Below are 25,927 nucleotides of genomic sequence, written 5' to 3' on the forward strand. Positions count from 1 at the left end.
TATTATACTTATATCAAAATACAGGGTATTCAAACATATAATAAAAAAACATCAGCCTCCACATCAAGTATATTACCTACTTATATTATAGCATAATTGTAAACTAATTGTTATATTTCACAACACGTTTCTTAATAATAAACACCAGTTAACTATTGACTTTTTAGAGAACTAGTTTTATAATAATAAACAGTCGTATATTATATAAAAAAGGAGAAATTATGGCGCAAGTACTTAAAGAAAATGTAAAACAAAAAATTCTCAAATCAGCTAAAAGTGAATTCTTTAAAAATGGTTACGAAAATAGTTCGCTTAGAAAAATATCTAAAAATGCAAATATTACTGTTGGTAATTTATATAGATATTATCCATCAAAAGATAAAATATATGAAGCTGTAGTAAATGAGTCTTATACTAAACTTAATAAAATTATAGAAAAGCATACTTTTAATAATTTTAAATTAGACACTATTCCAACTAAAGCAGCAATTGAAACTATTGAAAACGCTGATGAAATTAATTTTAATTCCATTGTTAAAAATATTATTAATGATGTGGGTACTTTATTTGAAAATGACTATCTAGGGCTACTTATTCTTCTTAAAGATGATAATCGAAATGAGAATATTAATTCAAGACTCAACCTTCAAAATTGGTTTAGCATGCATTTTACTCTTCAATATCCTAATTACAACATTTCTAAGTATCTATCATACAGCTTTACAGAAGGATTAATCAAAATTCTTCTTGACGAAGACAATAATAAAATAAATGAAAAAGTTGAGGCATTTATTAGCTTTTACTTTGAAAAAGGACGTGTAAAATATGAATAAAAAAATTATAAGTATACTACTACTAGTAAGTACTACTATCCTCATTTTTTCAGCTTGTACTCCTTCTCAAAAAGTTGTTAAAGAAAAAGTTAAGCTCGTAAAAGTGAAAGAAGCAAAAGTTCAGATTAAAAATGAAAGTATTAAATATTTTGGTTTTATTGAACCAAGTATGGTTAAAGCACTATCATTAAAAAATAGTGGCAAAATCAATAAAATCAATATTACAACAGGTCAAAAAATAACTAAAGATATGCCTTTAGTTTCACTTGATACTTATGAGTACGGCCTTGGAGTTAAAGCCTCTAAAGAACAAATTAATCTAGCTTCCTTAGATCTTGATAAGGCAGAAAAATCTTATGATTTCTATAAAAAACTATATAATGATACTTTAGCTTTATATGAAAAAGGTGCAATTTCCAAACAAAAACTTGATGAAATTAAACTTTCATACGATATAAATTCATCACAATATGAACAGGCAAAAAAGAACTATTCTAAATCAAAAATTGATTTAGATTATAAATCTAATTCTGTAAATGATTCAACATTAATTGCAGATATGGATGGCGTAGTCGTTGATATTTTGAAAAAAGAAGGGGAAATATACGCAGCAGGATATCCAATTGTTCTTATAAGAACCAATGAAAATATAGTAAATATTGGAGTCAGTGAAAAAGATATTAAAAGACTTACTTTAAATATGAAAGCAAGTATCGATGTAGATGGGAAAAAATACAGTGGAACTATATCAAAAATTAATTTAATGCCAGATAAACTCTCAAGAACTTATTCAGTACAAATAAAACTAAACGACGGTAATTTCATTATCGGTCAATCCTCAGAAGTAAGTTTTTTACTTAATAAAATCAAAGGTATTTGGCTTCCTATTACCGACATTCTAAACGATGGCGAAGATTACGTATATATAGTTAAAGACAATAGAGTTGTAAGAAAAAATATTGAACTCCATGAAATAAATGAATCTTTCGTAAGAGTATCGAACCTTAATAATGGCGATAAAATAATTGTTACAGCTACTAATTCACTTACTGAAGGTTATAAAGTTAAAATTGTGGGTGATACAAATGAATAAAATTATTGCTTCAGCTATTAAAGAGAGAAAAGTTACCATTCTTCTTTCAATAATTATTTTATTATTCGGTGTTTATTCATATTATTTTATACCTAAACAAGAAAATCCTGACACTTCAAGCCCAGCAGCTCAAATAGTTACTATTTATCCTGGAGCTTCTTCGAGTGATATTGAAACCTTAGTTACAAAACCAATTGAAGATGCTGTAGCTATTTTAGATGGTATAAATTATATTCAATCATATTCATACGATAATGTGTCCGTAACTGTAGTTATGTTAAATAATGATGTTGATTATGATAAACAGTGGGATACTCTTAGAACCGAAATAGCTAATGTTAAAACTAAACTTCCAAGTGATGCTGTAATTTCAAAAATTAATACTGACTTAACTGAGTCTGCCGGAATAATCCTCTCCTTATCCGGAGATAATTATTCTCTTGATCAACTCAATGAATTTGCAAATCAATTTAAAGATAAACTTGTATTAGTCGACGGTATCAAAAAAATAAATATTGATGGCAAACCTGATAAAAACGTAATTGTAAATATTAAAAACAAAAAACTTCTTCCATATGATATTTCTATTGAAAACATATATAACTTAATAAGAGCACAAAATGTAATCATACCTTCTGGTTCAATTGATACTAAATCAGGTAAAATTAATCTTACAGTACCTAAAAGCTTTGAAAATTTAAACGATATTTCCAATCTCATAGTTTATATGTCTAAAGAAAACGGAAGTATTGTTAGATTAAAAGATGTATCTGATATATATTTTGAATATGACAAAGAAAGCTTAAAATTTGAGAATATGGGGGAATCTTCGCTACTCATTTCTGGATATTTTAAAGATAATAAAAATATTGTTCTTGTTGGCAAAAATGTTAGAGATGTGATTGATACACTTAAAAATGAAATGCCAAAAGATTTAACAGTAAATGAAGTATTATTTTTACCTGAAGATGTTGATAAATCTATTTCAAATTTTATTACTAATTTACTTGAAGGAATACTTCTTGTAATACTAGTAGTTTTACTTGGAATGGGAAGAAGGAATGCAATTATTGTTTCTTTTACTATTCCACTATCAATCGCTATAACTTTTATATATATGTATATATTAAAATTAGATATTCAACAAGTATCAATTGCAGCGCTTATAATCTCCCTCGGTATATTAGTTGATAATTCTATTGTAATAAGTGATGCTATTCAAGTAAAAATTAATGAAGGAATACCCAACAATGAAGCAGCTTTTTTAGGTGCAAAAGAACAAGCAATTCCAGTTTTTTCATCTACATTAACAACAATAGCAGCATTTGCACCTCTAGCCGCTCTTCCAGCAGAGGCTGGTGAGTTCGTTAAAACACTTCCTGAGGTTGTAATAGTTTCATTAATTGCTTCTTATGTTGTTGCTATGCTTGTAACACCAGCTTTAGCTAGTAAATTTTTTAAGAAAAATCATTCGGAAAAAGATAGACTAGGTAAAATTAAAAAGGCTTATACTAAGCTATTAAATTTTAACTTAAATAAACCTAAAACTGCAATCTTTACAGTTATTTTTGTGCTAATTGTTTCACTCTCTTTAACATCTCTTATTAAAATTAAGATGTTTCCATATGTAGATAAAAATATTATGTATATAAATTTAAAATCTGATATTGGTGGAGATATTGATAAAACAAAAGGACTTGTTGAAAAAGCAGAAAAATTACTTATGGATGAGCCGGAAATAACATCCGTTACAGCTGCATACGGTGGAGGTCTTCCTAAGTTTTATATGACTTCAAGTGTTTTAAATCCATCCGCCGATAGCGGACAATTGCTTTTAAAATTCGATTTGTCAAAAACTAATAAATTTAGCTCTAAAGAAATTTTTGCAGTTTATCTACAAGACAAACTAGATGATAATATTTTAAATGGAAAATGCAAAGTAAATCTCCTCGAAATCAATATGCCTGGTGATCCTATTGATATTAGAGTTTCAGGTGAAGATGGTCAAATAATTAATAAAATTTCATCTCAAATATTTGATAAACTTCTTTCAATTCCAGGAACAATGGACGTTCAAAATGATAAAAGTAATTATAGATATGAATATAAATTAGATATAAATAATGATTTAGCAAGTTCTTATGGGTTAACTAAATATGATATAGAATATCAAATAAATATGGCACTAAGCGGAACTTATGCTAGCATCATGAAAACAAGTGGTAAAGAATATAAAATTAACGTTAAATCAAATATTAGTGATATCGACGATATTTTAAACTTACCTATCAGTTCAAAGTACATTCACAATAAAATTTTAGTTAAACAATTTGCTAAAGTAAAATTGGATAAACAGCTTTCATATTCTAAAAGATATAATAGGGAATCCCTCGTAACTGTTTCAGCAAGAGTAAGACCAGAATACGGTATAAGCAATATTCAAATGGAAATTGAAAATTACATTAACAATGAACTTGATACAACAGGGGTTAAGATAAATTATGGTGGCGATAGCGAAACAATAAGTAAATATCTCTCAGGATTATTTGCCGCAGGACTACTTGCACTCGTAATAGTTTATGTTATTTTATTAATTCAATTTAATTCATTAAAGCAGCCACTTATTATTCTAGTTACAATTCCACTTTCCTTTATTGGTGTTATAGCAGCTCTTTTAATTTCAAGAACACATTTTACATTTACTGTAGGTCTTGGGGTAGCCAGTTTGTTTGGAATAGTGGTAAATAATGCAATTCTTTTAATAGAGTATATAAATAGGGCAAGAAAAGAAGGCTTAAACGTAAGAGCAGCATGCGTTGATTCAGTAGAAAAAAGAATGAGACCAATCCTTCTTAGCACAATTACAACTATATTTGGTCTAGTTCCTCTTATACTTTCACACAGCTCATTTTTTTCCCCAATGTCAATCGCCTTGATAGGTGGACTTCTAATATCAACTATTTTAACTCTTACAATAATTCCAACCATATATTATTTATTAGAAAGATAGAATAATAAATACAAAAAACAAAAGATTAGCCTTTATGGTTAATCTTTTGTTTTAACATTTATTATTCTATATTTGTTAAGCTTTAATCTTAACACTTTTCATTTTAACCGCTCCATGAGGACAAACTGGAATACACTTTCCGCATCCAATACAAGCGTCCGCATCAATCACAGGTACATTTGCTTTAAAAAATGATACTTTTTGCTGAGTAATTGCTTTTACTGGACAAGCTCTTTTAACTGGACAAAATATAAATCTGTCACATATATTTGAATCTATTATAGCTTTTTTTACTGATTTTGTAGTAGTTTTTACCTTATTTGATTCTACACGTTTTTTGCTTTTCTTCATTGTTACACCCCTTATTGTTTTCTACCCCCACCTACCAGGGGTACTTTCTAAGTTTATTGAAAAACACAAATTTTGTCAAGGTATACAAGAAAAATTAACAATTTATTTATAAATATAAAAATGGATTAGTATTTACCGATGAAGCTACAACCTTTACATCATATCCTTTTCTTTCAAATTCTTTATCAAGAATTTCTTTTAAGCGTTTTGAATATATATTTTCTGATTCAAAGTGTCCCACATCAAGAATTTTTATATTTGTATGAAGTGCATCCTGAGCTTCATGGAATTTCACATCTCCTGTAATATAAATATCGCAAGCCTTTTCTTTTGCCTTTTGGTAATACTCCATTGCAGATCCTGTACAAAGTCCTACTTTGAATATTTTTCCTTTTAATTCTCCTACAAATTTTACATTCGTCAAATTTAATTTACTCTTAACGAATTCTATAAATTCACTAATATTTTGAGAACTACTAAGGTAACCTATTCTACCAATACCTTTGCTTGGGTCATCTATAAAATTACTAAGTACTTCAATTTTACTTAACTCCAATATTTCTGCTAAATAATCACTCAGCCCAATACTAGATGCATCTAGATTGGTATGTGCTATATAAACGCAAATATCATTTTTAATTAGTTTTGCTATTAATTTTCCCTTATAAGTATCTTGATCCAAGTTATTTAAAGGTTTAAATATTAAAGGGTGATGAGCAATTATTAAATCGATATTTTTTTCAATTGCTTCTTCAATAACATTATCATCAATATCAAGTGTTATTAGAACTTTATCAACTTCCGAATTAACATTGCCTATTTGAAAACCAACATTATCCCAGTTTTCTGCATCACATTTAGGAGCAAATTTTTCTACTATATTAATTATTTTGCTAGAATTTACAAACATAATAACACATCTCCTAGTTTCATGATTTTTTCATTAATTTTGCTAATTTTATCGGCATCAACACTAGTTGCATTTTTCAAAATATTTTCTTTTATATTTAAGTATTTATTTATTTTTTTATTGATAAATACCATATAATCATTTTTGCTTACGTTTTTCATGTTAACGCCTATTTCATACATTATATCATTTGTAATTGTCATTTTACCTTTTTTAACTTTTATAATCTCATATATTTTATTGCCTTCAAATGCCAAATCTTCTTCTACTATGTTATACTCGTTTTTTTCAAGCCACATTCGTAGTTCAATTTGTGAATTTTGTGGTTGCAATATAAAGTACTCTAACGAATCTATAATGGATTTACTCTGAATAATAATATCACGTATAAGAAGACCACCCATTCCTGCAATAATTGCTGAATTAATTTCATGTTCATCAATTTTTGTTAAACCTGATCCAAGTCTTACATCAATAGACTCAATCATATTATTATTTCTAATTGTTTTTTTTGCATTTTCAACTGGTCCAATATTTATATCTGTTGCAATTACTTTTTCACAAATATTTTTTTCAACTAAATATACAGGAATATATCCGTGATCACATCCAACATCAGCTACAATACTATTTTTTTCAACAAAATTTGCTATTTTTAAAAGTCTTGGACTCAAATTCATAATTACTCTCCTGTAAATATAAATAAAACTTAAAGATAAATTATTAATATCTTTAAGTTTTAAAATTGTAATAAATTTCAAAATAAGAAATTGTTTCTTATTCTAAATAATCTTTTAATTTTTTACTTCTACTTGGATGCTTGAGTTTTCTTAGCGCTTTTGCTTCGATTTGTCTAATTCTTTCTCTTGTAACATCAAATTGTTTACCAACTTCTTCAAGAGTTCTTGCTCGTCCATCTTCAAGTCCGAATCGTAATTTTAAAACTTTTTGCTCTCTAGGAGTAAGTGTCTCAAGAACCTCAATTAACTGCTCTTTAAGCATTGAAAACGCAGCTGCATCAGCTGGAGCTGGAGCATCATGATCAGGAATAAAATCACCTAAGTGACTATCTTCTTCTTCACCAATTGGTGTTTCGAGTGAAACAGGCTCTTGCGCAATTTTGAGAATTTCTCTAACTTTTTCAACTGTAATATCCATTTCTTTTGCAATTTCTTCAGGTTTTGGTTCTCTTCCAAGTTCTTGAAGTAACTGTCTCGATACTCGAATAAGTTTATTAATAGTTTCTACCATATGAACAGGAATTCTTATAGTTCTTGCTTGATCTGCAATCGCTCTAGTTATTGCTTGTCTTATCCACCAAGTAGCGTAAGTAGAAAATTTATATCCTTTTCTCCAATCAAATTTTTCTACAGCTTTAATTAATCCTAAATTTCCTTCTTGAATAAGATCTAAAAATAACATTCCACGTCCAACATATCTCTTTGCAATACTTACAACTAGTCTAAGGTTAGCTTCACAAAGTTTTTTCTTTGCTTCTTCGTCGCCGTCTTCCATTCTTTTAGCGAGTACAACTTCTTCTTCTCCAGTTAAAAGTGAAACTTTTCCTATTTCTTTTAAATACATTCTTACTGGGTCATCAATATTAATTCCTTTTGGAACAGATAAATCTTCTTTTATAATAACATCATCTTTTTTCTTATCTTCAACTATAGCTTTTTCAGTTTCAATGTCATCATCATCTACTACTTCAATTCCCATTGCTGCTAGAGAATCATAAATATCTTCGATTTGATCTTTATCAATTTCTAAAGTCATTAAGCCCTTTTGAATTTCAGAATAAGTTAAACTTCCTTTTTTCTTACCAGCTTTTTTTAGCTTTAAAACTGCTTCAAGTTCTGTTTCTTTAATGGTATTTTTAGCCATTTGCTCCCCCCCTTTCTATTAGATTTCGCCCGTAATTTTACTTAATTTTTTATTCAATTCTTTTATCCTTTCATTTAATACTTCTTTAGTTTTATTAAGTTCTATTTTACTCAAATTATCATCTGAGTTATTGCTAATTTTTTTTATCGTTTCTATTAATTCACTTTTATTTTGACTTATTTCGATATCTAGACATATCTTTAAATGTTGACGTAATAATTTTGATAGGTGCTTATCGTCATCCGAAATAGGTACCATATTTTTTATAACTTTCTCAAGCCCTTTTAAATCCTCTAAATCAAAATAATCGATTGCATTAGCAAGGTCAAATGATGATAGAACTTTATAATATTCTTTTAGAGAAAACATAATTTTTTTTATATTTTTATTAAAAATCTTTTCTACTTCATTAAAATCAAAAATTTTATTTAAGTATTTTTTGTCTTGAAGAGAATATTCAAGCATGCGAATTTCAATTTTTCTTGTTCTACTTATATTAATATTTTTAGACGCTTTTGTTTTTCTAACAAGCTTTGAAATACTACTTTTTATAACAAAATTATCATCAGAATTATAATTTCTATCTACTAATTTCATTTTTTTATTCAATTCATTTTTAATAATATCAAGATTAATAGAAACCTCTACTGATAAATACTCAATGTAAATATTTCTTACTACTTCATTATCATACTTTGCAAGATAATCAATACAACTATTAATGTAATCAATTCTCCCATCTTCCGTTTCAATATCATAACTATTTTTGTAAACAGAAAATACAAATTCAATAGATGGCTTAGCATTTTCTAAAAGTTCTAAAAATCTATTTTTTCCATACTTTTTTAAATAATCATCTGGATCATATCCATTTTTCAAAGTTAGTATTTTAACTTTTGATTTAATACCTTTAAGAACCTCAATACTCCTAAATGCAGCCTTTTGACCTGCACTATCACCATCGTAAGAAACTATTATTTCATCAGCGTATCTTGATAATAATTTTCCATGATCTTTAGTAAGTGAAGTTCCAAGTGTTGCAACAACATTTTTAATACCATACATATTAAGTGCAATTACATCCATATATCCTTCTACTACTAAAATTCTTTTAGTAGATGGAAGATTGTTTTTTGCAATATTAAGACCATAAAGAGTCTTGCTTTTATTAAAGGCTAATGTTTCTGGAGAATTCAAATATTTTGGAAGTGAATCATCAATAACTCTACCCCCAAAACCAATAACCTTTCCTTGAACATTTATTATTGGAAAAATAATTCTATTTCTAAACCTATCGTAGAATCCATTTTTTTGTTTATTTGGCAAAATCAATCCTGCTTTTTCAAGTGCAGCTAAATTTTTGCTATTAAAGTGTTTTATTAATGAAGACCATTCATCCTCCGCAAAACCTAAGCCAAAAGTCTTAATAATCTCATCAGTGATGTTCCTTGACTTTAGATATTCTTTAGCAACTGTATTTTTTTTTAGATTTTTATAATAAAAAATAGCTGCATTTCTCAATATTTCATATGAATCTTTTTTGTCATTATATGATACAGAATTATTTGAACTATTTTTTTTACTTTCATACTGTGATAAATCAATCCCACTTTTTTCTGCTAAAAATTCAATTGTGTCTAAAAAATCAAGATTTTCAATATTCATCAAAAATCCTATGGCATTACCAGAGGCACCACATCCAAAACAATGATATAATTGTTTATCTTCCGACACAACAAAAGAAGGTGTTTTCTCATTGTGAAATGGGCAAAGACCCTTATAATTATTTCCTGTTCTTTTTAACTGAACATATCCTGAAATCAAGTTTACTATATCTACTTTATCTAAAATTACTTCACTAATATTTCCTTCATAAAATTTTCCCATAAAACCACCAATCACTTCTAATACTTAGTATTCTCTATGGAACTCACAATCCCTTTATTTATTTTTAAAGAGCAAAATTTATGACACCAAAATGGTGTCATAAGTTTATAATAATTATATCCAAAATTCTGGTATAAAAATACTTTTATATTTGGAAATTGCATATCTATCTGTCATTCCAGAAACATAGTCTTTAATTGCTATATTTTTTAACTCTTTATACTCTTTAAAAAACTCATCAGGCAATTTTTCAGGATGATTTACAAAATAATAATATAATTTATTAATCAAATTCATTGCTTTTTCTTCATCTTTTTTTGCTTTTATATTTAAATAAACTTTTTCAAACATAAAATCTCTTAACATATTAAAATAGTATGATGTTTCTTCGCTAAATTTTATATCACCTGTTATTAATGAAGTTTCTACAATATCGTGAATTAGTTTATTTATTCTTTTGCTATGTGTTTGACCTAATACCTCAAAATACTCTTTTGGAAAAATATCATAAGAAAGTACATTTGCACGAATTGCATCATCTATATCATGATTAACATATGCAATTCTATCACTTATCCTAACTATTTTCCCTTCTAAAGTACTAGGCAAATTTTCTCCGCGATGATTCAATATACCATCTCTAACCTCATAAGTCAAGTTAATTCCTCTTCTTTTTCCACTTCTCATCTCTAAATAATCAACAATTCTAAGACTTTGTTCATTATGTCTAAAACCTTCTTTATGAATTTTATTAAGTTCCATCTCTCCGCAGTGACCAAAAGGAGTATGTCCTAAATCATGACCTAGGGCAATAGCTTCTACTAAATCTTCATTTAGTCTTAAGGCCCTTGCTATAGTTCTAGATATTTGTGAAACTTCTAAAGTGTGTGTAAGCCTAGTCCTATAATGATCTCCTTCTGGAGATAAAAACACTTGCGTTTTGTGTTTTAACCTTCTAAAAGCTTTGGAATGAATTATTCTATCTCTATCTCTTTGAAAAGGTGTCCTAAATTCACATAATGCTTCTTCTTTTTGCCTGCCTCTACTATTTTCAGATAAAGTTGCATTTTTTTGTAATATCATTCTTTCAATTTTATAAGTTTCTTCTCTTATAGTCATACTTCACCACCTAATTTAATGTATTTTACTCATTATAACATTAAAAACAAAGAGAAAACTAATTTTTAATATTTCTCTTTGCTTTTAGTATTAACCATTATTTATTTTTTGTTTTTTATAGTTGCTTGAGCTGCAGCAAGTCTTGCTACAGGAACTCTATAAGGTGAACATGACACATACTTCAAACCTACTTTATCACAAAATTCAATTGATTTAGGTTCACCGCCATGCTCTCCGCATATACCAATTTTAATATCCGGTCTAACTTTTTTACCTTTTTCAAATGCTATTTTTATAAGTTGACCAACACCATCTTGATCAATCGTTTCAAATGGGTCACTTTCAAATATTTCTTTTTTCTTATATTCAGGTATAAATTTACCTGAATCATCTCTTGAAAAACCTAATGTCATTTGAGTTAAATCATTTGTTCCAAATGAGAAAAACTCTGCTTCTTTAGCAATTTCATCTGCAGTTAGAGCTGCTCTTGGAACTTCAATCATAGTTCCAATTTTATAAGTCATTTCCATATTTTCTTCTTTTAAAATTTCATCTGCAGTTTCTCTTATTAATTTTTTAATAATAGTAAATTCTTTATTAAATCCAACAAGCGGAACCATTATTTCTGGTTTTATATCATATCCATTTTTCTTCTTAACTTCTACTGCTGCAAGCATTATGGCTTTAACCTGCATTTCATAAATTTCAGGATATGTTACCGCAAGTCTTACACCTCTATGACCTAACATCGGATTAAATTCTCTAAGTTCATTTACTATTGATTTTAAATTGTTAAACTCCATTCCAAGTTCAAGCGCTAAATTTTTTATATCTTCATCTTCGCTAGGAAGAAATTCATGAAGTGGTGGATCAAGTAGTCTAATAGTTACAGGTAGCTCTTTCATAACATTAAATATACTTACAAAATCATCTTTTTGATATGGAAGCAATTTTTTTAAAGCAATTTTTCTTTGTTCTATTGTAGTAGATACTATCATTTGTCTAACAGCAAATATTCTCTCTTCATTAAAAAACATATGCTCAGTTCGACAAAGTCCAATTCCTTCAGCACCAAATTTAATAGCAGTTTTAGAATCTCTCTCATTATCTGCATTAGTTCTAATATTTAGTCTTCTAATATCATCGGCCCATGACATTAGTGTTCCGAAATTTCCACTCATTGCAACTTCTTTAGTTTTTATTTCCCCTTTATACACATTTCCAGTATTTCCATCTATAGAAATGTACTCGCCTTCATTAACAACAGCATTTGCAGTTTTAAATAAGCTATTGTATGTTTCAACTCGAACGTCTCCACATCCAGCAACACAGCATTTACCCATTCCTCTTGCTACAACTGCTGCATGCGATGTCATACCACCTCTAGCAGTAAGAATGCCTTCACCTGAAACCATACCTTCAATATCTTCTGGAGAAGTTTCTACTCTAACGAGTATTGCTTTTTCTCCTCTAGCTTTAGCTTCAACAACGTCTTCTGAAGTAAAATAAACTTTACCTGTTGCAGCACCTGGAGAAGCTGGTAGTCCTTTTGCTATGATTTGCGATTCTTTTAATGCCGCGTCATCAAAAGTTGGATGAAGCAACTGTTCAATTTGATCTGGGTTGATTCTTAGAATAGCTTCTTCTTTTGTTATCATACCTTCTTCTACCATATCAACTGCTATGTTTATTGCTGCATTTGCAGTTCTTTTGGCAGTTCTTGTTTGAAGAAAATATAATTTCCCTCTTTCAATCGTAAATTCAATATCCTGCATATCTCTATAGTGCTTTTCTAATTTTCTAGAAATTGTCGAAAAATCATTATAAACTTCTGGTAAAACATTTTCTAATTCATTAATTTCTTTTGGAGTTCTAATTCCTGCTACTACATCTTCCCCTTGAGCATTAAGTAAAAATTCACCAAAAAATTTGTTTTCTCCTGTTGCAGGATTTCTTGTAAAAGCTACACCCGTTCCAGAAGTATCTCCCATATTTCCAAAAACCATTTCTTGAATATTAACGGCTGTACCCATATCATGTGGAATCTCATTAATATTTCTATAAATAATTGCCCTTGAGTTATTCCATGATTCAAATACACTTTCAATCGCCATTATAAGTTGTTTATTTGGATCTACTGGAAAATCTATTTTAGTCTCTTTTTTAACCAGCTTTTTGTACTTTTCTATTATTTCTTTTAAATTATCAACAGATAATTCTGGATCAGAAGATAAATTTTCTCTTTCTTTTACACTATCCAATATACTGTCAAATTTATGTTTAGAAATGTTTAAAACAACATCTGAAAACATCTGAATAAACCTTCTATAAGAGTCATAAGCAAATCTAGGATTATTTGTTAACTCACTTACCCCAATAACTGAATTATCATTTAAACCTAAGTTTAAAATTGTGTCCATCATTCCTGGCATTGATATCGCAGCTCCAGATCTTACAGATACTAAAAGTGGATTTTTATTATCACCAAATATTTTTCCAGTTTTGCCTTCTAATTCTTTTAGTCTTTCAAAAATACCCTTTATTAATTTTTCATCAATTTTCTCACCATCATCATAGTACTTAATACATGCCTCAGCTGTAATAGTGTAGCCGTTTGGAACTGGAAGCCCAATCTTTTTCATTTCCGCAAGATTAGCTCCTTTTCCTCCAAGAATTTTCTTTAACTCCTTACTTCCCTCTTCAAATGCATATAAATATTTTTTCATTTCTTACTTTTCACCTCTCATTTTTTAGTTTATCCGATGCCTTAGAGTTCTAATACCCCCACTTCTTAAAAAAGTGGGGGATAAAGAACTCTAAAAAAGCCCTGGATTATGTTTTCTAAAATTCAGTGGGAGTAAAAACTCCCTCTGAATCCAAGAAATTTATTTATATTTATTCTTTATTTCTTTCTTTAATTATTTCTAAAATTAAATTAGCAGTCTCTTCAATCGCCTTATTTGACACATTAATTACTGGACAACTTATTTTTTTCATAACTTTTTCTGCATAATCAATTTCTTCAAGAATTCTATCAACATTTGCATAAATTGCGGTATCACTTAAACCTAATGCTTTAAGCCTTTCTTGTCTTATTTCATTTAATTTCATTGGGTCAGTTGTTAAACCAATAATTTTTTTATTTGAAACCTCAAATACTTCATCCGGAATTGGCACTTCTGGTACTAAAGGAATATTTGCAACTTTAACATTTTTATTTGCAAGATACATACTAAGAGGTGTTTTAGATGTTCTACTTATTCCTAGAAGAACAATATCAGCTTTAAGTACTCCTCTTGGATCTTTTCCATCATCATATTTAACTGCAAATTCAATGGCTTCTACTCTTTTAAAATATTTTGCATCTAATCTATGAATAATTCCTGGTTCATTTTCAGGTTTAGTGCTTAAAAATTTTTCAAACGCCTTTATTGGTTCTTTCATAACATCTATATATGGAATTCCTTTAATTTCGCATTCAACAGTTATTTTTTCCCTTAAATTTTCAAGCACAGTAGTGAATACTATAATCGAATTTCCATGACTTGCATTTTCAACTAAATCTATTATTTCTTCTTCATTTGTGATATAAGGATATTTTTTAACTTCAAACTTCTTTCCCTTAAACTGTTCGAATGCAGCTTTTGCAAGCATATCTGCTGTTTCACCTACTGAATCTGATACCACGTAAACTTTATAAGTCTCTATATCACTCGCCTCCAATTTCTAAATTTGTAAAAACTTTTGTAATGTTTGTTTTTGAAATTCTCCCAATCACTTTGTAATTAATAACACCATCTCTAACTATATCTTCCACAACTGGAAGAGCATCGATTTGGTGGTCAATTATCTTTTTTGCAGCTGCATAAACAGATTCATTTGGATGAATAACAACAATATTTGGCATGCGAGTCATAATAATTCCAACTGGCATATTCTTCATATCTGCATCTCCAATTGCAGCTTTTAAAAAATCTTTTCGACTTACTACTCCAGCCAAGTAATTCTCTTGAAGTACATAAAGAGAACCTACATCTTCTAAAAACATGGTCACTATTGCATCGTAAACAGATACTTTTTCATCAACACATATTGGAAGTGATTTAAGTTCGTTAATTTTTAAATTTTTTATCATATTAACAACTAATTCTCTCTCGCTTTTTTGTATGTATCTATAGCCAACTTTTGGCTTAGCTTCTAAAATACCAGACATAGTAAGAATACTTAAATCTGATCTAATAGCTGATCTTGAAAGTTCGAGCTTACCTGCAATATTTACGCTTGTAATTGGTTCGAATTTTTTTACTATGCTAATAATTTCTGTTTGTCTTTCATTAAATTCTATTTAACTCACCTCTTTTCTTTTAATTGTGTATCACATTAAGTTGTTTTACGTAATTATACTACACTATATAGTAATAATTCAACACTTATAATGATATAAATTTATTTTTACACCCTATTCTTACGTATCATTTATTCCCCAAAATAACAAAAAAAAACAAAAACCTTTTGAAAGTTTTTGTTTTTTTACGGTAATTTAATTTTTCTATTTAAATTTTACTAATTATTAAAATTCAACTCTTTTTTCAATATACTCTACTAGTTCTTCTATAGGCATTCTTGTTTGCTCCATAGTATCTCTATCTCTAATAGTTACTGTATTATCTTCTAAAGAATCATAATCATATGTTATACAAAATGGAGTTCCAATTTCATCATGTCTTCTATATCTTTTTCCAATACTACCAGACATATCATAGTCTACATTGAATTTCTTAGATAGTAATTCAAACACTTTTATAGCTTCAGCATCTAATTTTTTTGTTAATGGAAATATTGCCGCTTTAAAAGGTGCAAGAAATGGATGAAGTTTTAATACAATTCTTTCTGATTTTTCATCTATTTGTTCTTCTTCATATGCATCAATCAAAAACGCTAATGTGACTCTATCCGCTCCAAGAGATGGTTCAATGCAGTAAGGTAAATATTTTTCATTTGTAATCGGATTTTGATACCTTAAATCAACGCCAGAATGCTCCATATGGCATTTAAGATCATAATCTGTTCTATCTGCAATACCCCAAAGTTCTCCCCATCCAAAAGGAAATTTAAATTCTATATCACTTGTTGCATTTGAATAATGTGATAATTCATCCTCGTCATGGTCTCTAAATCTTATATTTTCCTCAGTTATAGATAAATCTTTTAACCAATTAAACGAATAATTCTTCCAGTAGTTAAACCATTTTATATCTTCACCAGGTTCACAGAAAAATTCTAACTCCATTTGTTCAAATTCTCTAGTTCTAAAAGTAAAATTACCAGGAGTTATCTCATTTCTAAACGATTTTCCTATTTGTCCAATTCCAAATGGAATTTTTTTACGTGAAGTTCTTGCAATAACTCTAAAATTTAAAAATATACCTTGTGCAGTTTCCGGTCTTAAAAAAATTTCAGTTGAAGAATCTTCAGTAACACCCTGGTGTGTTTTAAACATTAAATTAAATTGTCTAATAGTAGTAAAATTTTTCTTACCACAAGTTGGACATTTTATATCATGACCTTCAATGAATTCTTCCATTTTTGAATTTTCCCATCCGTCAACTACTTCATCATGATCGTTTTTAAAAAAATAATCTTCAATTAATTTATCTGCTCTAAATCTTGATTTACATTCCTTACAATCCATTAAAGGATCATTGAATCCGCCAACATGACCAGAAGCAACCCAAGTCTCTGGGTTCATAAGTATTGCAGAATCTATTCCAACATTATAAGGCGATTCCTGAATAAATTTCTTCCACCATGCTTTTTTTACATTATTCTTTAATTCTACACCTAGCGGACCATAGTCCCAAGTATTAGCAAGTCCACCATATATATCAGAACCAGGATAAACAAATCCTCTTGATTTTGATAATGAAACTATTTTTTCCATTGTTGTATTTTTTCCCATTTTTTCCTCCTTTTGAACAAAAAAATATAATCCTCCATCCCTTATAAAAAAGGGACGAAAGATTATCCGCGGTTCCACCCTAGTTGATTTAAAAAATCCACTTTGTTTAAGTATTGCTAAAAGTTCCATTCACATACATTAAGTATCATATCCCAGCAACTATGACTCTCTAAAACTCAAAATATACTACTACTCTTTATCATTGCACTCTATATTTAAATAATTACTGACATTCTAACATATCTACAAATTATAATCAAACAAATACTATTCTTCGTCTTTTTTAAAATCAACGACAATTTTTTCTTCTTCACTAGTATTTTCTTCATTAGGAGTTTCTTCATTTGACTCCTCATTTTTTTCTTCGTCAGTTACATCTTCACTATCTTCTTTTTTAAAACTATTTGTAAATTCATTCATTTTTTCTTTCATATTCTTGACAGTTTCTTCTGTTTTCTTGTTTAAGTTAATTACTTCTCCATCATCAGTTATAACTTTAATTTCTGCACCAATTGCAATTGCAGCTACAATAGCAATTAAAGTAGGTCCAGCAAAAATAAGTGCGCCTACAGCTCCTGCAATTACAGGTATATCAAGCATAGTTTTATTGTTTTTCTCAAAAACAATTCTTGAAACATTGCCTTTTTTAACAAATTCTTTTAACTTTTCAAGCATTTCATTGCCAGCATCATAAAATTCATTTTTCTTACTACTATCAGAATTTACCGTTTCAATATAAACAATTGCATCTAATACATTTCCTTCACAAAATTCTAAAGCCTCTTTAGCCTCTTTATAAGACGCTCCAGTTCTATTAATAACATCGTCTACCATCTCAAGTGTAATATTGTTCATCAAAATCACTCCTTTGTATTATTGTTGTATCGTTTCATAATATTAGTTTATACTATAAAACAAATAAAATCCTTAAAATAAGATTAAATTTACATTAATTATTATTTTATTGTATTTAAAAAGTCTAGACTTTTAAATTTTTTATGTCCCAAATGATGGAATATAAACAAACTTAAAATTTTACCTATTAATACAATATATCTTTTATTAATAGAAGTATTTAAAACAGTAGAAATATCGTTAGTTAAAATAAAATTTATAACTTTATGTGCATTTTTCCCACTGTATATTAATTCATTAAAGTTTCTTTTACAATCTTCGCAAATTAATCCACCTTCAATAGGACTAATATACCATTTTATATTATCAGTTTTTCCACAGTTTACACATGAATTTATATTCATTTTATAACCAATAATGCTCATCATTTTTAGTTCATATGAAATCTTAAGTAATTCAAAATCAGTATTTTTATTATTTAACACACTTAAGGCTTCATATAGTAAATTAAATAATCTTATATTAGGCGAATTTTCTAAAATTACATGTGAGGTTAATTCAACTATATAAGATGCATATGCTAACCTAACTAAGTCTTCCCTTAATTTATAAAAACTTTCTTCAATTTCAACAGAATTAATTCTATTCCATTTACTACCCATAGAAAGCATAAAATCTCCATAAATGAAGGGATGAGAAGCAGATGAAAGTTTAGATTTCGGATTTCTCGCACCTTTAGATATAACAGTAACTTTTCCAGCTTTTTTTGTGAAAAGAGTTAAAATTATATCTGTATCAGATAATTTTGTTTTTTTTATTACTATTGCTAACGTATTAAAATACATAATATTCCTTTTAAATACATACTCCTAAAGCCACGCTTTCATCATAAGCGTTGCTAATGTAAAGTAAATTGTAAGCCCTGTAATATCAACAGTCGTAGATATGAATGGCGCAGAAGCAACGGCTGGATCTACTCCAATTTTTTTAAATACAATAGGAACCATTGTACCAATTGTCGCTGCAGTAACAATATTTGACATCATTGCAACTCCGACTATAAGACTCATAAGTATATCCCCTTTTAAATAGAAAGACGATATAGCAACAATAATACTACATACAATACCTATAGATATGCCAACTATTCCTTCTTGAAAAATAGTCAAAAGAACTTCTTTTCCACGAATTTGATCTACTGCAATACTTCTAACAGTAAGTGTTGAAGACTGCGTACCAACATTTCCACCCATTCCTGCCAAAAGAGGCATAAACATTGCTAGAGTAGTGTTAGAATTAATCACACCTTGAAAATTAGAAACAATGTGTGAAGTAAAAAGTCCACCAAAAAGTGTAATAATTAACCAAGGTAGCCTTGAACGAACTGACATTAAAATTCTCATACCAAAATTTTCTTCATCAAAATCTTCTAAATCTGAAGAGCCTGCAAATTTTAATATATCTTCAGTAGCTTCTTCCTCAATTACATCTATTATATCATCCATTGTAATAATCCCGGATAATACACCATCATTATCCGTAACTGGTATTACTAGTAGGTCATATTTAGAAACTATTCTAGCAACTTCTTCTTGATCATCAGAGGTAGTTACGCTAATAACATTTTCATTCATTATTTCAGAAATTAATTGATTTGGTTTTGCAATAATTAATTCTCTAAGCGAAATTACTCCAACTAATCTTTCTTCAAGATCAGTTACATATACATAATAAATAGTTTCATTATCAACCTCAGTTTTTCTTAGTGTTTCTATTGCCTTGTAAATTGTATAATCTGACTTTAAAGATATAAAATCTTTAGTCATTATACCACCGGCAGTATCTTCATCATAAACAAGAAGTTCTCTTACATCTCTAGCATTTTCAATATCCAAATATGCAATGATTTCTTTTCTTCTATCTTCTTCAAGTTCACCTAATTTATCAACAATATCATCTTGGCTCATTCTATCAAGAACATAAGTTTTTTTGTCTTTTCCAAGTAATTCTAATACTTCGCTAAAAGACTCTGGTCCAAGTTCAGATAAGACTTCACTTGAATCTTCCCAAGATAATAAATTTAAAAAATTTAAACGATTTTCATCGGAAAGCTCCATTAAAACATCTGCAAGGTCAACTGGATGCATTTTTTCAATAATATTTTTTATTTCATCAATTCTATTATTTTCAAAGTGCTCTTTAATAAAATCAATAATATCATCAATATTTTCATCAATTATTGCATTCATTGCCCACCTCCAAATTTTATTTATTGTATCCAAAGTTTTTAAGATGTGAATCGTTATCTCTCCAACCTTGTCTTACTTTTACCCAAATTTCAAGATATACTTTAGAACCAAGTAATTTTTCTATATCTTCTCTAGCGCTTTTCCCAACGCCTTTTAATTTCCTACCATTTTTTCCAATAATAATGCCTTTATGCGTTTCTCTTTCGCAAATAATTGTTGCATTAATATCTACAATATCAGAATTTTTTCTTTTTCTCATTTTTTCTATTTCTACAGCTACTCCATGAGGAACTTCATCATTCAAATAATGGAGTAATTTTTCTCTTATAATTTCCGCGGCAATAACCTTTTCCGGTTGATCTGTAATCATATCTGATGGATAGTACATAGGTCCTTCAGGAAGTAAATTATTAACCATATTTAATAAAATATCAACATTAATATTGTTAAGTGCAGAAATAGAAATTATTTCTTCAATGAAATCATATTCTTTATAATTTTCAACTATTTTTATATAATTTTCTGGATTAATTAAATCCATTTTATTAATTACTAAAATAACAGGAGTTCTTGACATTTTAAGTTTTTCAAGAATATATTTATCACCTAGCCCAATTTTAGTTGACTCATCTACTAAAAATAATACTACATCAACTTCTTTAATTGTTTCATAAGCAGTTGAAACCATAAATTCACCTAATTTATTTTTAGGTTTGTGAAGACCTGGTGTATCTATAAATATTACTTGCGAATTGTCTGATTGATATATTGCTTGTATTTTATTTCTTGTAGTTTGAGGTTTATCGCTCATAATCGCGATTTTCTCGCCTAAAATTTTATTTATCAACGTTGATTTTCCAACGTTTGGTCTACCAACAACGGTAACAAATCCTGATTTAAATCCCATAAATTCTCCTTTTACTTTAGCACTAGACTTTTCTATAACAATTCTTCACTTGTCCAAGAATGCGGTAATAATTCTCCTAATTTTAATACTTTGTATTCCATATCTTTTGCAATAACTACATCAAGATCTTTTCCAAATTCAATTAATACTTGTCTACAAATCCCACACGGATAAGTAAAATCGTTGCTACTACTTACTATTGCAATTGCTGTAAATTCTTTTTCACCATCGGCAATAGCTGAAAATAGAGCTGTTCTTTCAGCGCAATTTGTACCTCCAAAAGACCCACACTCGACATTGCATCCTAAATAAATTTTTCCGTTTTTTGTTAATAGAGCAGCTCCTACTTTGTATTTTGAATACGGAGCATACGCATTGTCACGAACTTCATAAGCTTTTCTCACTAACTCTTTGTAATCCATTATCTTCACCATCCAAGTTTTATAGTTTTCGGTACAACTTCAAACCAAGTCACACCTTTGTTTAACTCAATTAACTTCCCATCTTTATCATAAAACTTTGTCATGGATTCTCTATTTTTTTTACTCCATGTCAATTTTGTTTTTACGCCCATTGTAAGTAAATATGCATCGCCTTTTCCTAAATCATCAATTTTAAGTCTGCCTTTATCATCTATAACTTTATGTTTAGCAAATTGCACAATAATATTTTTGGCTGTTAAATTTTCTCCATTTGCTTCATCAATATGATGTTTACCATTAACGTATCTATAGTACTCTTTTAAATCTTTATCATATTTAAATTCAACATAATATCCAGTTTTATCAGAACTTGAAGATTTCTTATATACTATTTTTAAATAATTTGCTTGCTCACTATTAATAGGCTTCTCGTCTTTACTATAAAACTCAAAAAAATCAAAGTTACCTTTTAATCTATACTTTCTGTTTGAACCAGCTTTTCTAAGAGCGGAAATTGAAGAATAAGTATTATGAGGTGGTTTTTTATTAGTTTTGCTTGTTCTATACATCCCGTTTCCACTTAAGCCATCAAGGTCTGCTACATTAAGGTTAACAAGGTCTGCCCAAGCTGCAGGCGAACCACCAACATGTGCATATAAAGGATCATATTCTAACGCTTTATTTATAAAATAAGGTCTTGCACTTCTAATTGGACCTACCCTCTTAGGCGCATTGCCATAAAACACTGCCATATATCTGGTAATTAACCCTTCAGCTAAAATTTCATAAACAACCTCAGCTTCACTAAGTCCTGACTGTGGACGAGCGTAGTACTGATTATCAAGCATAACTGCTACAGGTCGTTTCTCAAGCTCACTTTTATCAAATAAAAGTCCACTAAGCTTTGACTTTTCTTTTTCACTAGTATTACTGTCAACTGAATTCTTTGTACTCACTTTAACTTCACTGTCAGTAGAAGTTTTCTCTTTTGAAGCCTCACTTTGAACAGTGTCTTCTTCTTTTTCAGTTTTTTTATCTTCTATTACAATAACTTCTTTTAGGTTTTTCTTGTCACTACTATCTTTGTCTAACTTATTGTCTTTCTCTAAATTCACATCATTACTTGTATTATCTTTTACATCAATACTTGAAGCATTTTGACACGCAGATGACGCAAAAACTATAACAAATATTAGCAGCAACAAATAAATTTTTCTAAACATAAATCACCTATTAATCCCTAATTTTTTTAATGTTTCTTCTTCCAGCTCTCTCATTTCTTTTTTATCAATTTCATTCATATGGTCATATCCAAACAAATGAAACATACTATGTACTGCTAAATAACATAATTCTCTTAAAAAAGAATGATTATATTCTATCGACTGTGCATAGGCTCTTTCAGCACTTATCACAATATCACCTAAAAACAAATTTTCATCTAGTTCATCAGAATCCTTTATACTATCGTATTGATGAAACGAAAGAACATCTGTAACACTATCTATATTTCTATACTCTTTATTAAGCTTTTTTATCATTTCATTTGTTACGATATTCATACTAACTTCAATATTAAATTCTTCTAAACCCTCTACCCAAATTGCCATTTCAACAGTTTCAGTAAGCTTTTTAATCATAACTTCATCAATTTCATATGCACTCTGTGAATTTTCAATATCTAAATTTACCATATATTCTCCTTGTCTTAGCACTCAATTATATCATTTTTTTGATAAATAATATACTATGAATATTATAATTTATCAAAAAATAAAAAAAGCTGATAAAATCAGCTTTTTATGTTGTACTTATTAATTATTTATCATTTTCTTCACCAGTGAAGACACTGTTTTACCATCCGCTCTACCAACGCATTTCGGATTAACTATACTCATTACTTTTCCCATATCTTTCATCGAAGTAGCATTTACTTCTTCAATTGCAGACATAATAAGTTTTGTTAATTCTTCTTCGGAGATAGGCTCAGGCAAATACTTAGATAAAACAGAAATTTCTTTCTCAGCTTCTTCAACTAAATCAGTTCTTTCAGCTTTCGAAAATTCTTCTATTGCACCTTTTTTTTGCTTTATTTGTTTTGCTATGATTTCAATAATATCATCATCACTAAGTTCTACCCTATTATCAATTTCTACCTGCTTAACAGCAGAACGAAGCATAGTAACAGTAGTCTTTTTAATAACGTCTTTTTGTTTCATAGCATCCTTTAAATCAATCATTAATTGATCTTTTAGGGACATTCAAATCACCCCCTAGAAAGAATTTTTCTTGCTTTTTCTTCTAGCTGCTTCAGATTTTTTCTTTTTCTTTACGCTAGGTTTTTCATAATGCTTTCTCTTCTTGATTTCAGCTAAAACCCCAGATTTTGAAGTTTCTTTTTTGAATCTACGAAGTGCACTATCAATTGATTCCGTAGTACCAACTTTAATTCCTGCCATTTTTTATTCCCTCCCCCCGTGTGTTACTTGCATTCTGATTACGGAAAAACCGCAATTACAGTGGGATATTCACAGAATACTAGGTAATTATACAATAAATATTCATAAAAAGCAAGAATTTTTTTAAAGTAAATTTATATTTTTTTGCTAATTATATAACATTTTTTAACCAGGAGGCCACTCAAGTGGTCTGCCACCTACCAAATGAAAATGTAAGTGTTCAACAGTTTGCCCACCATCGTCACCAACATTGGTAACTAACCTAAATCCACTTTCATCAACACCCAGTTCTTTTGCAAGATCTTTAATTTTTGTCATAATATAAGTTACATATTCTATAGACTTTGAATCTAAATCAACAATTGAATTAATATGAATTTTGGGAACTATTAAAATATGTACTGGCGCAACTGGATTCAAATCATAAAAAGCCAAAATTTTATCATCTTCATAAGCTTTTTTTGATGGAATTTCTCCATTTACAATTTTACAAAAGATACAATCGCTCAAATTATCACCTCTTATTTTTTTTTACGCTATATAAGTTTTCCAAGTAAAATACCATCTTTTATACCAACAATATTTACTTTATAAACTTTTCCTTTTAAAGTTTTACTATTTTCTACAATTACTCTAAGGTAATTTTTAGATATACCTTCCACATACTTCTTGTTTTTTTCGTAATATCCTTCAAATAAAATTTCTAAATTTTGATTTACCATATTTTTTTGAAATTTATCTTCAAGATTCTTTGTAAGTTCAATAAGGCTCTCGCTTCTACTATGTTTAATACTATTCATTATTTGATTTTCCATTAATGCGGCTTTGGTACCTTCCTTTGGAGAATATTGAAATACATGTACTTGGCTAAAGCCAACTTTTTTCACAAATTCTAAAGTTTCTTCAAATTCCATATCTGTTTCACCAGGAAATCCGACTATAATATCAGTAGTAATAGCTGCGTTATTAAAACTTGAATAAATCAGATTAGCTGTATTTAAGTACTCTTTGGAAGTATATTTTCTATTCATTCTCTTTAGAACTCCATCAGACCCACTTTGAAGCGACAGATGAAAATGTGGGCAAAATGATTTTACTTTTTTGAGTCTTTCTATAAAATCATTTTCAAAAAGTCTAGGTTCTACAGAGCTCATTCTTAATCTTTCAAGGCCATCAACTTTATCAGCTAATTCTATTAGATCAATCAAAGAAAAGTTTTTTAAGTCCTTTCCATAAGAAGCTATATGAATCCCTGTTAATACGATTTCTTTGTATCCATGTTCAACTAACCTTTTAACTTCTGCAATTACATTTTCAGGACTACGACTTCTAATATTTCCCCTTGCATATGGAATGATACAATATGTGCAGTACTGATTACATCCATCTTGAACTTTTATAAACGCTCTCGTTTTTTCCTTAATTGCATCAATCTTAATTTCTTCAAATTCTTTTATTTCCATAATATTTGATACAAGACATTTAACTTCATTTTCTTTTAGATTTTCGATATATTCTACAATTTTTTTTCTCTCATTAGTTCCGAGTATTAGATTTACACCTTCAATATTTTTAATATCATTGGGGTTAACCTGAGAATAACAACCAACTACAGCAATAATTGCATCCGGATTATTTCTCTTAGATTTTCTAATAAATTGCCTTGATTTCTTATCACCTAAGTTTGTTACTGTGCACGTATTAATAATATAAATATCTGCTATTTGATCTTTACCAACAATTTCATACCCGCTTTTTTCAAACATTTCTGCCATAGCTTCGCTTTCATATTGATTTACTTTACAACCTAGAGTGTGTATATGAACGCTTTTTCTTCTTTTATCTTTAATAATAAATTTTTCTTCTTTTATATATGCATTAATTTGTTTTTCTTTTTTTATATCCACGACAATTTTCTCCTTAAAAACATATCACCAAATTCCTTACAATGAATATAATCTATCACAAGGAGAAAGTTTTTTCAAATTT

Annotated in this window: 24 protein-coding genes and 1 other annotated feature; of the genes, 3 read left to right on the top strand and 21 right to left on the bottom strand. The window is 28.8% G+C overall.

Annotated elements, in window-relative coordinates:
- Positions 1-221 precede the first annotated feature (221 nt).
- From AACH12_RS10030 to AACH12_RS10040, 3 genes are read left to right on the top strand one after another with little or no spacing between them, the layout of a single operon-like run.
- Positions 222-833, top strand: coding sequence for a TetR/AcrR family transcriptional regulator (locus AACH12_RS10030; RefSeq protein ID WP_338535279.1), 612 nt, complete (start codon positions 222-224; stop codon positions 831-833).
- Positions 826-1,926, top strand: coding sequence for an efflux RND transporter periplasmic adaptor subunit (locus AACH12_RS10035; RefSeq protein WP_338535280.1), 1,101 nt, complete (start codon positions 826-828; stop codon positions 1,924-1,926). Before AACH12_RS10030 ends, AACH12_RS10035 begins: the two co-directional genes overlap by 8 nt.
- Positions 1,919-4,936, top strand: a complete 3,018-nt coding sequence (locus tag AACH12_RS10040; protein WP_338535281.1) for an efflux RND transporter permease subunit — start codon at positions 1,919-1,921, stop codon at positions 4,934-4,936. The genes AACH12_RS10035 and AACH12_RS10040 overlap by 8 nt, the downstream gene beginning before the upstream one ends.
- A gap of 75 nt (positions 4,937-5,011) precedes the next feature.
- Here AACH12_RS10040 and AACH12_RS10045 read toward each other — a convergent pair whose 3' ends face one another.
- The 21 genes from AACH12_RS10045 to mtaB all read right to left on the bottom strand — a co-directional run bounded on the left by AACH12_RS10045 (position 5,012) and on the right by mtaB (position 25,845).
- Complete coding sequence (locus AACH12_RS10045; protein ID WP_338535282.1) at positions 5,012-5,287, bottom strand: 4Fe-4S dicluster domain-containing protein; 276 nt, start codon at positions 5,285-5,287, stop codon at positions 5,012-5,014.
- Between the two features lie 106 nt (positions 5,288-5,393).
- Positions 5,394-6,197 (bottom strand): Nif3-like dinuclear metal center hexameric protein, encoded by an 804-nt coding sequence (locus tag AACH12_RS10050; RefSeq protein WP_338535283.1) that lies wholly within the window; start codon positions 6,195-6,197, stop codon positions 5,394-5,396.
- Positions 6,188-6,877, bottom strand: a complete 690-nt coding sequence (locus tag AACH12_RS10055; RefSeq protein WP_338535284.1) for a tRNA (adenine(22)-N(1))-methyltransferase — start codon at positions 6,875-6,877, stop codon at positions 6,188-6,190. Before AACH12_RS10055 ends, AACH12_RS10050 begins: the two co-directional genes overlap by 10 nt.
- Before the next feature lie 97 nt (positions 6,878-6,974).
- Positions 6,975-8,081, bottom strand: coding sequence for an RNA polymerase sigma factor RpoD (gene rpoD / locus AACH12_RS10060; protein ID WP_338535285.1), 1,107 nt, complete (start codon positions 8,079-8,081; stop codon positions 6,975-6,977).
- A gap of 18 nt (positions 8,082-8,099) precedes the next feature.
- Positions 8,100-9,968 (bottom strand): DNA primase, encoded by a 1,869-nt coding sequence (gene dnaG, locus AACH12_RS10065; protein WP_338535286.1) that lies wholly within the window; start codon positions 9,966-9,968, stop codon positions 8,100-8,102.
- A 114-nt stretch (positions 9,969-10,082) separates the two neighbouring features.
- Complete coding sequence (locus tag AACH12_RS10070) at positions 10,083-11,087, bottom strand: deoxyguanosinetriphosphate triphosphohydrolase (protein WP_338535287.1); 1,005 nt, start codon at positions 11,085-11,087, stop codon at positions 10,083-10,085.
- Between the two features lie 101 nt (positions 11,088-11,188).
- Positions 11,189-13,813 carry a pyruvate, phosphate dikinase gene (gene ppdK / locus AACH12_RS10075; RefSeq protein WP_338535288.1) on the bottom strand — a complete coding sequence of 875 codons (2,625 nt, stop codon included), beginning with the start codon at positions 13,811-13,813 and terminating at the stop codon, positions 11,189-11,191.
- Positions 13,814-13,982: 169 nt separating this feature from the next.
- On the bottom strand, positions 13,983-14,810 hold the full coding sequence (locus tag AACH12_RS10080; RefSeq protein ID WP_463670985.1) for a pyruvate, water dikinase regulatory protein: 828 nt from the start codon (positions 14,808-14,810) through the stop codon (positions 13,983-13,985).
- Positions 14,797-15,432 carry a helix-turn-helix transcriptional regulator gene (locus AACH12_RS10085; protein ID WP_338537376.1) on the bottom strand — a complete coding sequence of 212 codons (636 nt, stop codon included), beginning with the start codon at positions 15,430-15,432 and terminating at the stop codon, positions 14,797-14,799. The genes AACH12_RS10080 and AACH12_RS10085 overlap by 14 nt, the downstream gene beginning before the upstream one ends.
- Positions 15,433-15,657: 225 nt before the next feature.
- Positions 15,658-17,046 carry a glycine--tRNA ligase gene (locus AACH12_RS10090; RefSeq protein ID WP_338535289.1) on the bottom strand — a complete coding sequence of 463 codons (1,389 nt, stop codon included), beginning with the start codon at positions 17,044-17,046 and terminating at the stop codon, positions 15,658-15,660.
- 47 nt (positions 17,047-17,093) lie between these two features.
- Positions 17,094-17,258, bottom strand: a binding site (T-box leader).
- Between the two features lie 55 nt (positions 17,259-17,313).
- The gene (locus AACH12_RS10095) at positions 17,314-17,901 is read right to left on the bottom strand and encodes a DUF4342 domain-containing protein (RefSeq protein WP_338535290.1); all 588 of its coding nucleotides are present in this window, start codon (positions 17,899-17,901) and stop codon (positions 17,314-17,316) included.
- Between the two features lie 101 nt (positions 17,902-18,002).
- On the bottom strand, positions 18,003-18,746 hold the full coding sequence (gene recO / locus AACH12_RS10100; protein ID WP_338535291.1) for a DNA repair protein RecO: 744 nt from the start codon (positions 18,744-18,746) through the stop codon (positions 18,003-18,005).
- A gap of 24 nt (positions 18,747-18,770) precedes the next feature.
- A complete protein-coding gene (gene mgtE, locus AACH12_RS10105; protein ID WP_338535292.1) occupies positions 18,771-20,150 on the bottom strand; it encodes a magnesium transporter in 1,380 nt (459 codons plus the stop codon).
- Between the two features lie 16 nt (positions 20,151-20,166).
- A complete protein-coding gene (gene era, locus AACH12_RS10110; protein ID WP_338535293.1) occupies positions 20,167-21,057 on the bottom strand; it encodes a GTPase Era in 891 nt (296 codons plus the stop codon).
- Between the two features lie 32 nt (positions 21,058-21,089).
- Positions 21,090-21,479: a cytidine deaminase gene (locus AACH12_RS10115; protein WP_338535294.1), complete on the bottom strand. Its 390-nt coding sequence runs from the start codon at positions 21,477-21,479 to the stop codon at positions 21,090-21,092.
- Between the two features lie 5 nt (positions 21,480-21,484).
- Positions 21,485-22,702, bottom strand: coding sequence for a DUF3048 domain-containing protein (locus AACH12_RS10120; protein WP_338535295.1), 1,218 nt, complete (start codon positions 22,700-22,702; stop codon positions 21,485-21,487).
- A 3-nt stretch (positions 22,703-22,705) separates the two neighbouring features.
- On the bottom strand, positions 22,706-23,173 hold the full coding sequence (ybeY, locus tag AACH12_RS10125) for an rRNA maturation RNase YbeY (RefSeq protein ID WP_338535296.1): 468 nt from the start codon (positions 23,171-23,173) through the stop codon (positions 22,706-22,708).
- 120 nt (positions 23,174-23,293) lie between these two features.
- A complete protein-coding gene (locus AACH12_RS10130; RefSeq protein ID WP_338535297.1) occupies positions 23,294-23,740 on the bottom strand; it encodes a GatB/YqeY domain-containing protein in 447 nt (148 codons plus the stop codon).
- A 12-nt stretch (positions 23,741-23,752) separates the two neighbouring features.
- Positions 23,753-23,938, bottom strand: coding sequence for a 30S ribosomal protein S21 (gene rpsU, locus AACH12_RS10135; protein ID WP_338535298.1), 186 nt, complete (start codon positions 23,936-23,938; stop codon positions 23,753-23,755).
- A 165-nt stretch (positions 23,939-24,103) separates the two neighbouring features.
- Complete coding sequence (locus AACH12_RS10140) at positions 24,104-24,448, bottom strand: histidine triad nucleotide-binding protein (RefSeq protein WP_338535299.1); 345 nt, start codon at positions 24,446-24,448, stop codon at positions 24,104-24,106.
- Between the two features lie 26 nt (positions 24,449-24,474).
- Positions 24,475-25,845, bottom strand: a complete 1,371-nt coding sequence (mtaB, locus tag AACH12_RS10145) for a tRNA (N(6)-L-threonylcarbamoyladenosine(37)-C(2))-methylthiotransferase MtaB (protein WP_463670986.1) — start codon at positions 25,843-25,845, stop codon at positions 24,475-24,477.
- Positions 25,846-25,927 lie beyond the last annotated feature (82 nt).

This window comes from Helicovermis profundi (assembly GCF_033097505.1).
Taxonomy (GTDB): Bacteria; Bacillota; Clostridia; order Peptostreptococcales; family Acidaminobacteraceae; genus Helicovermis; species Helicovermis profundi.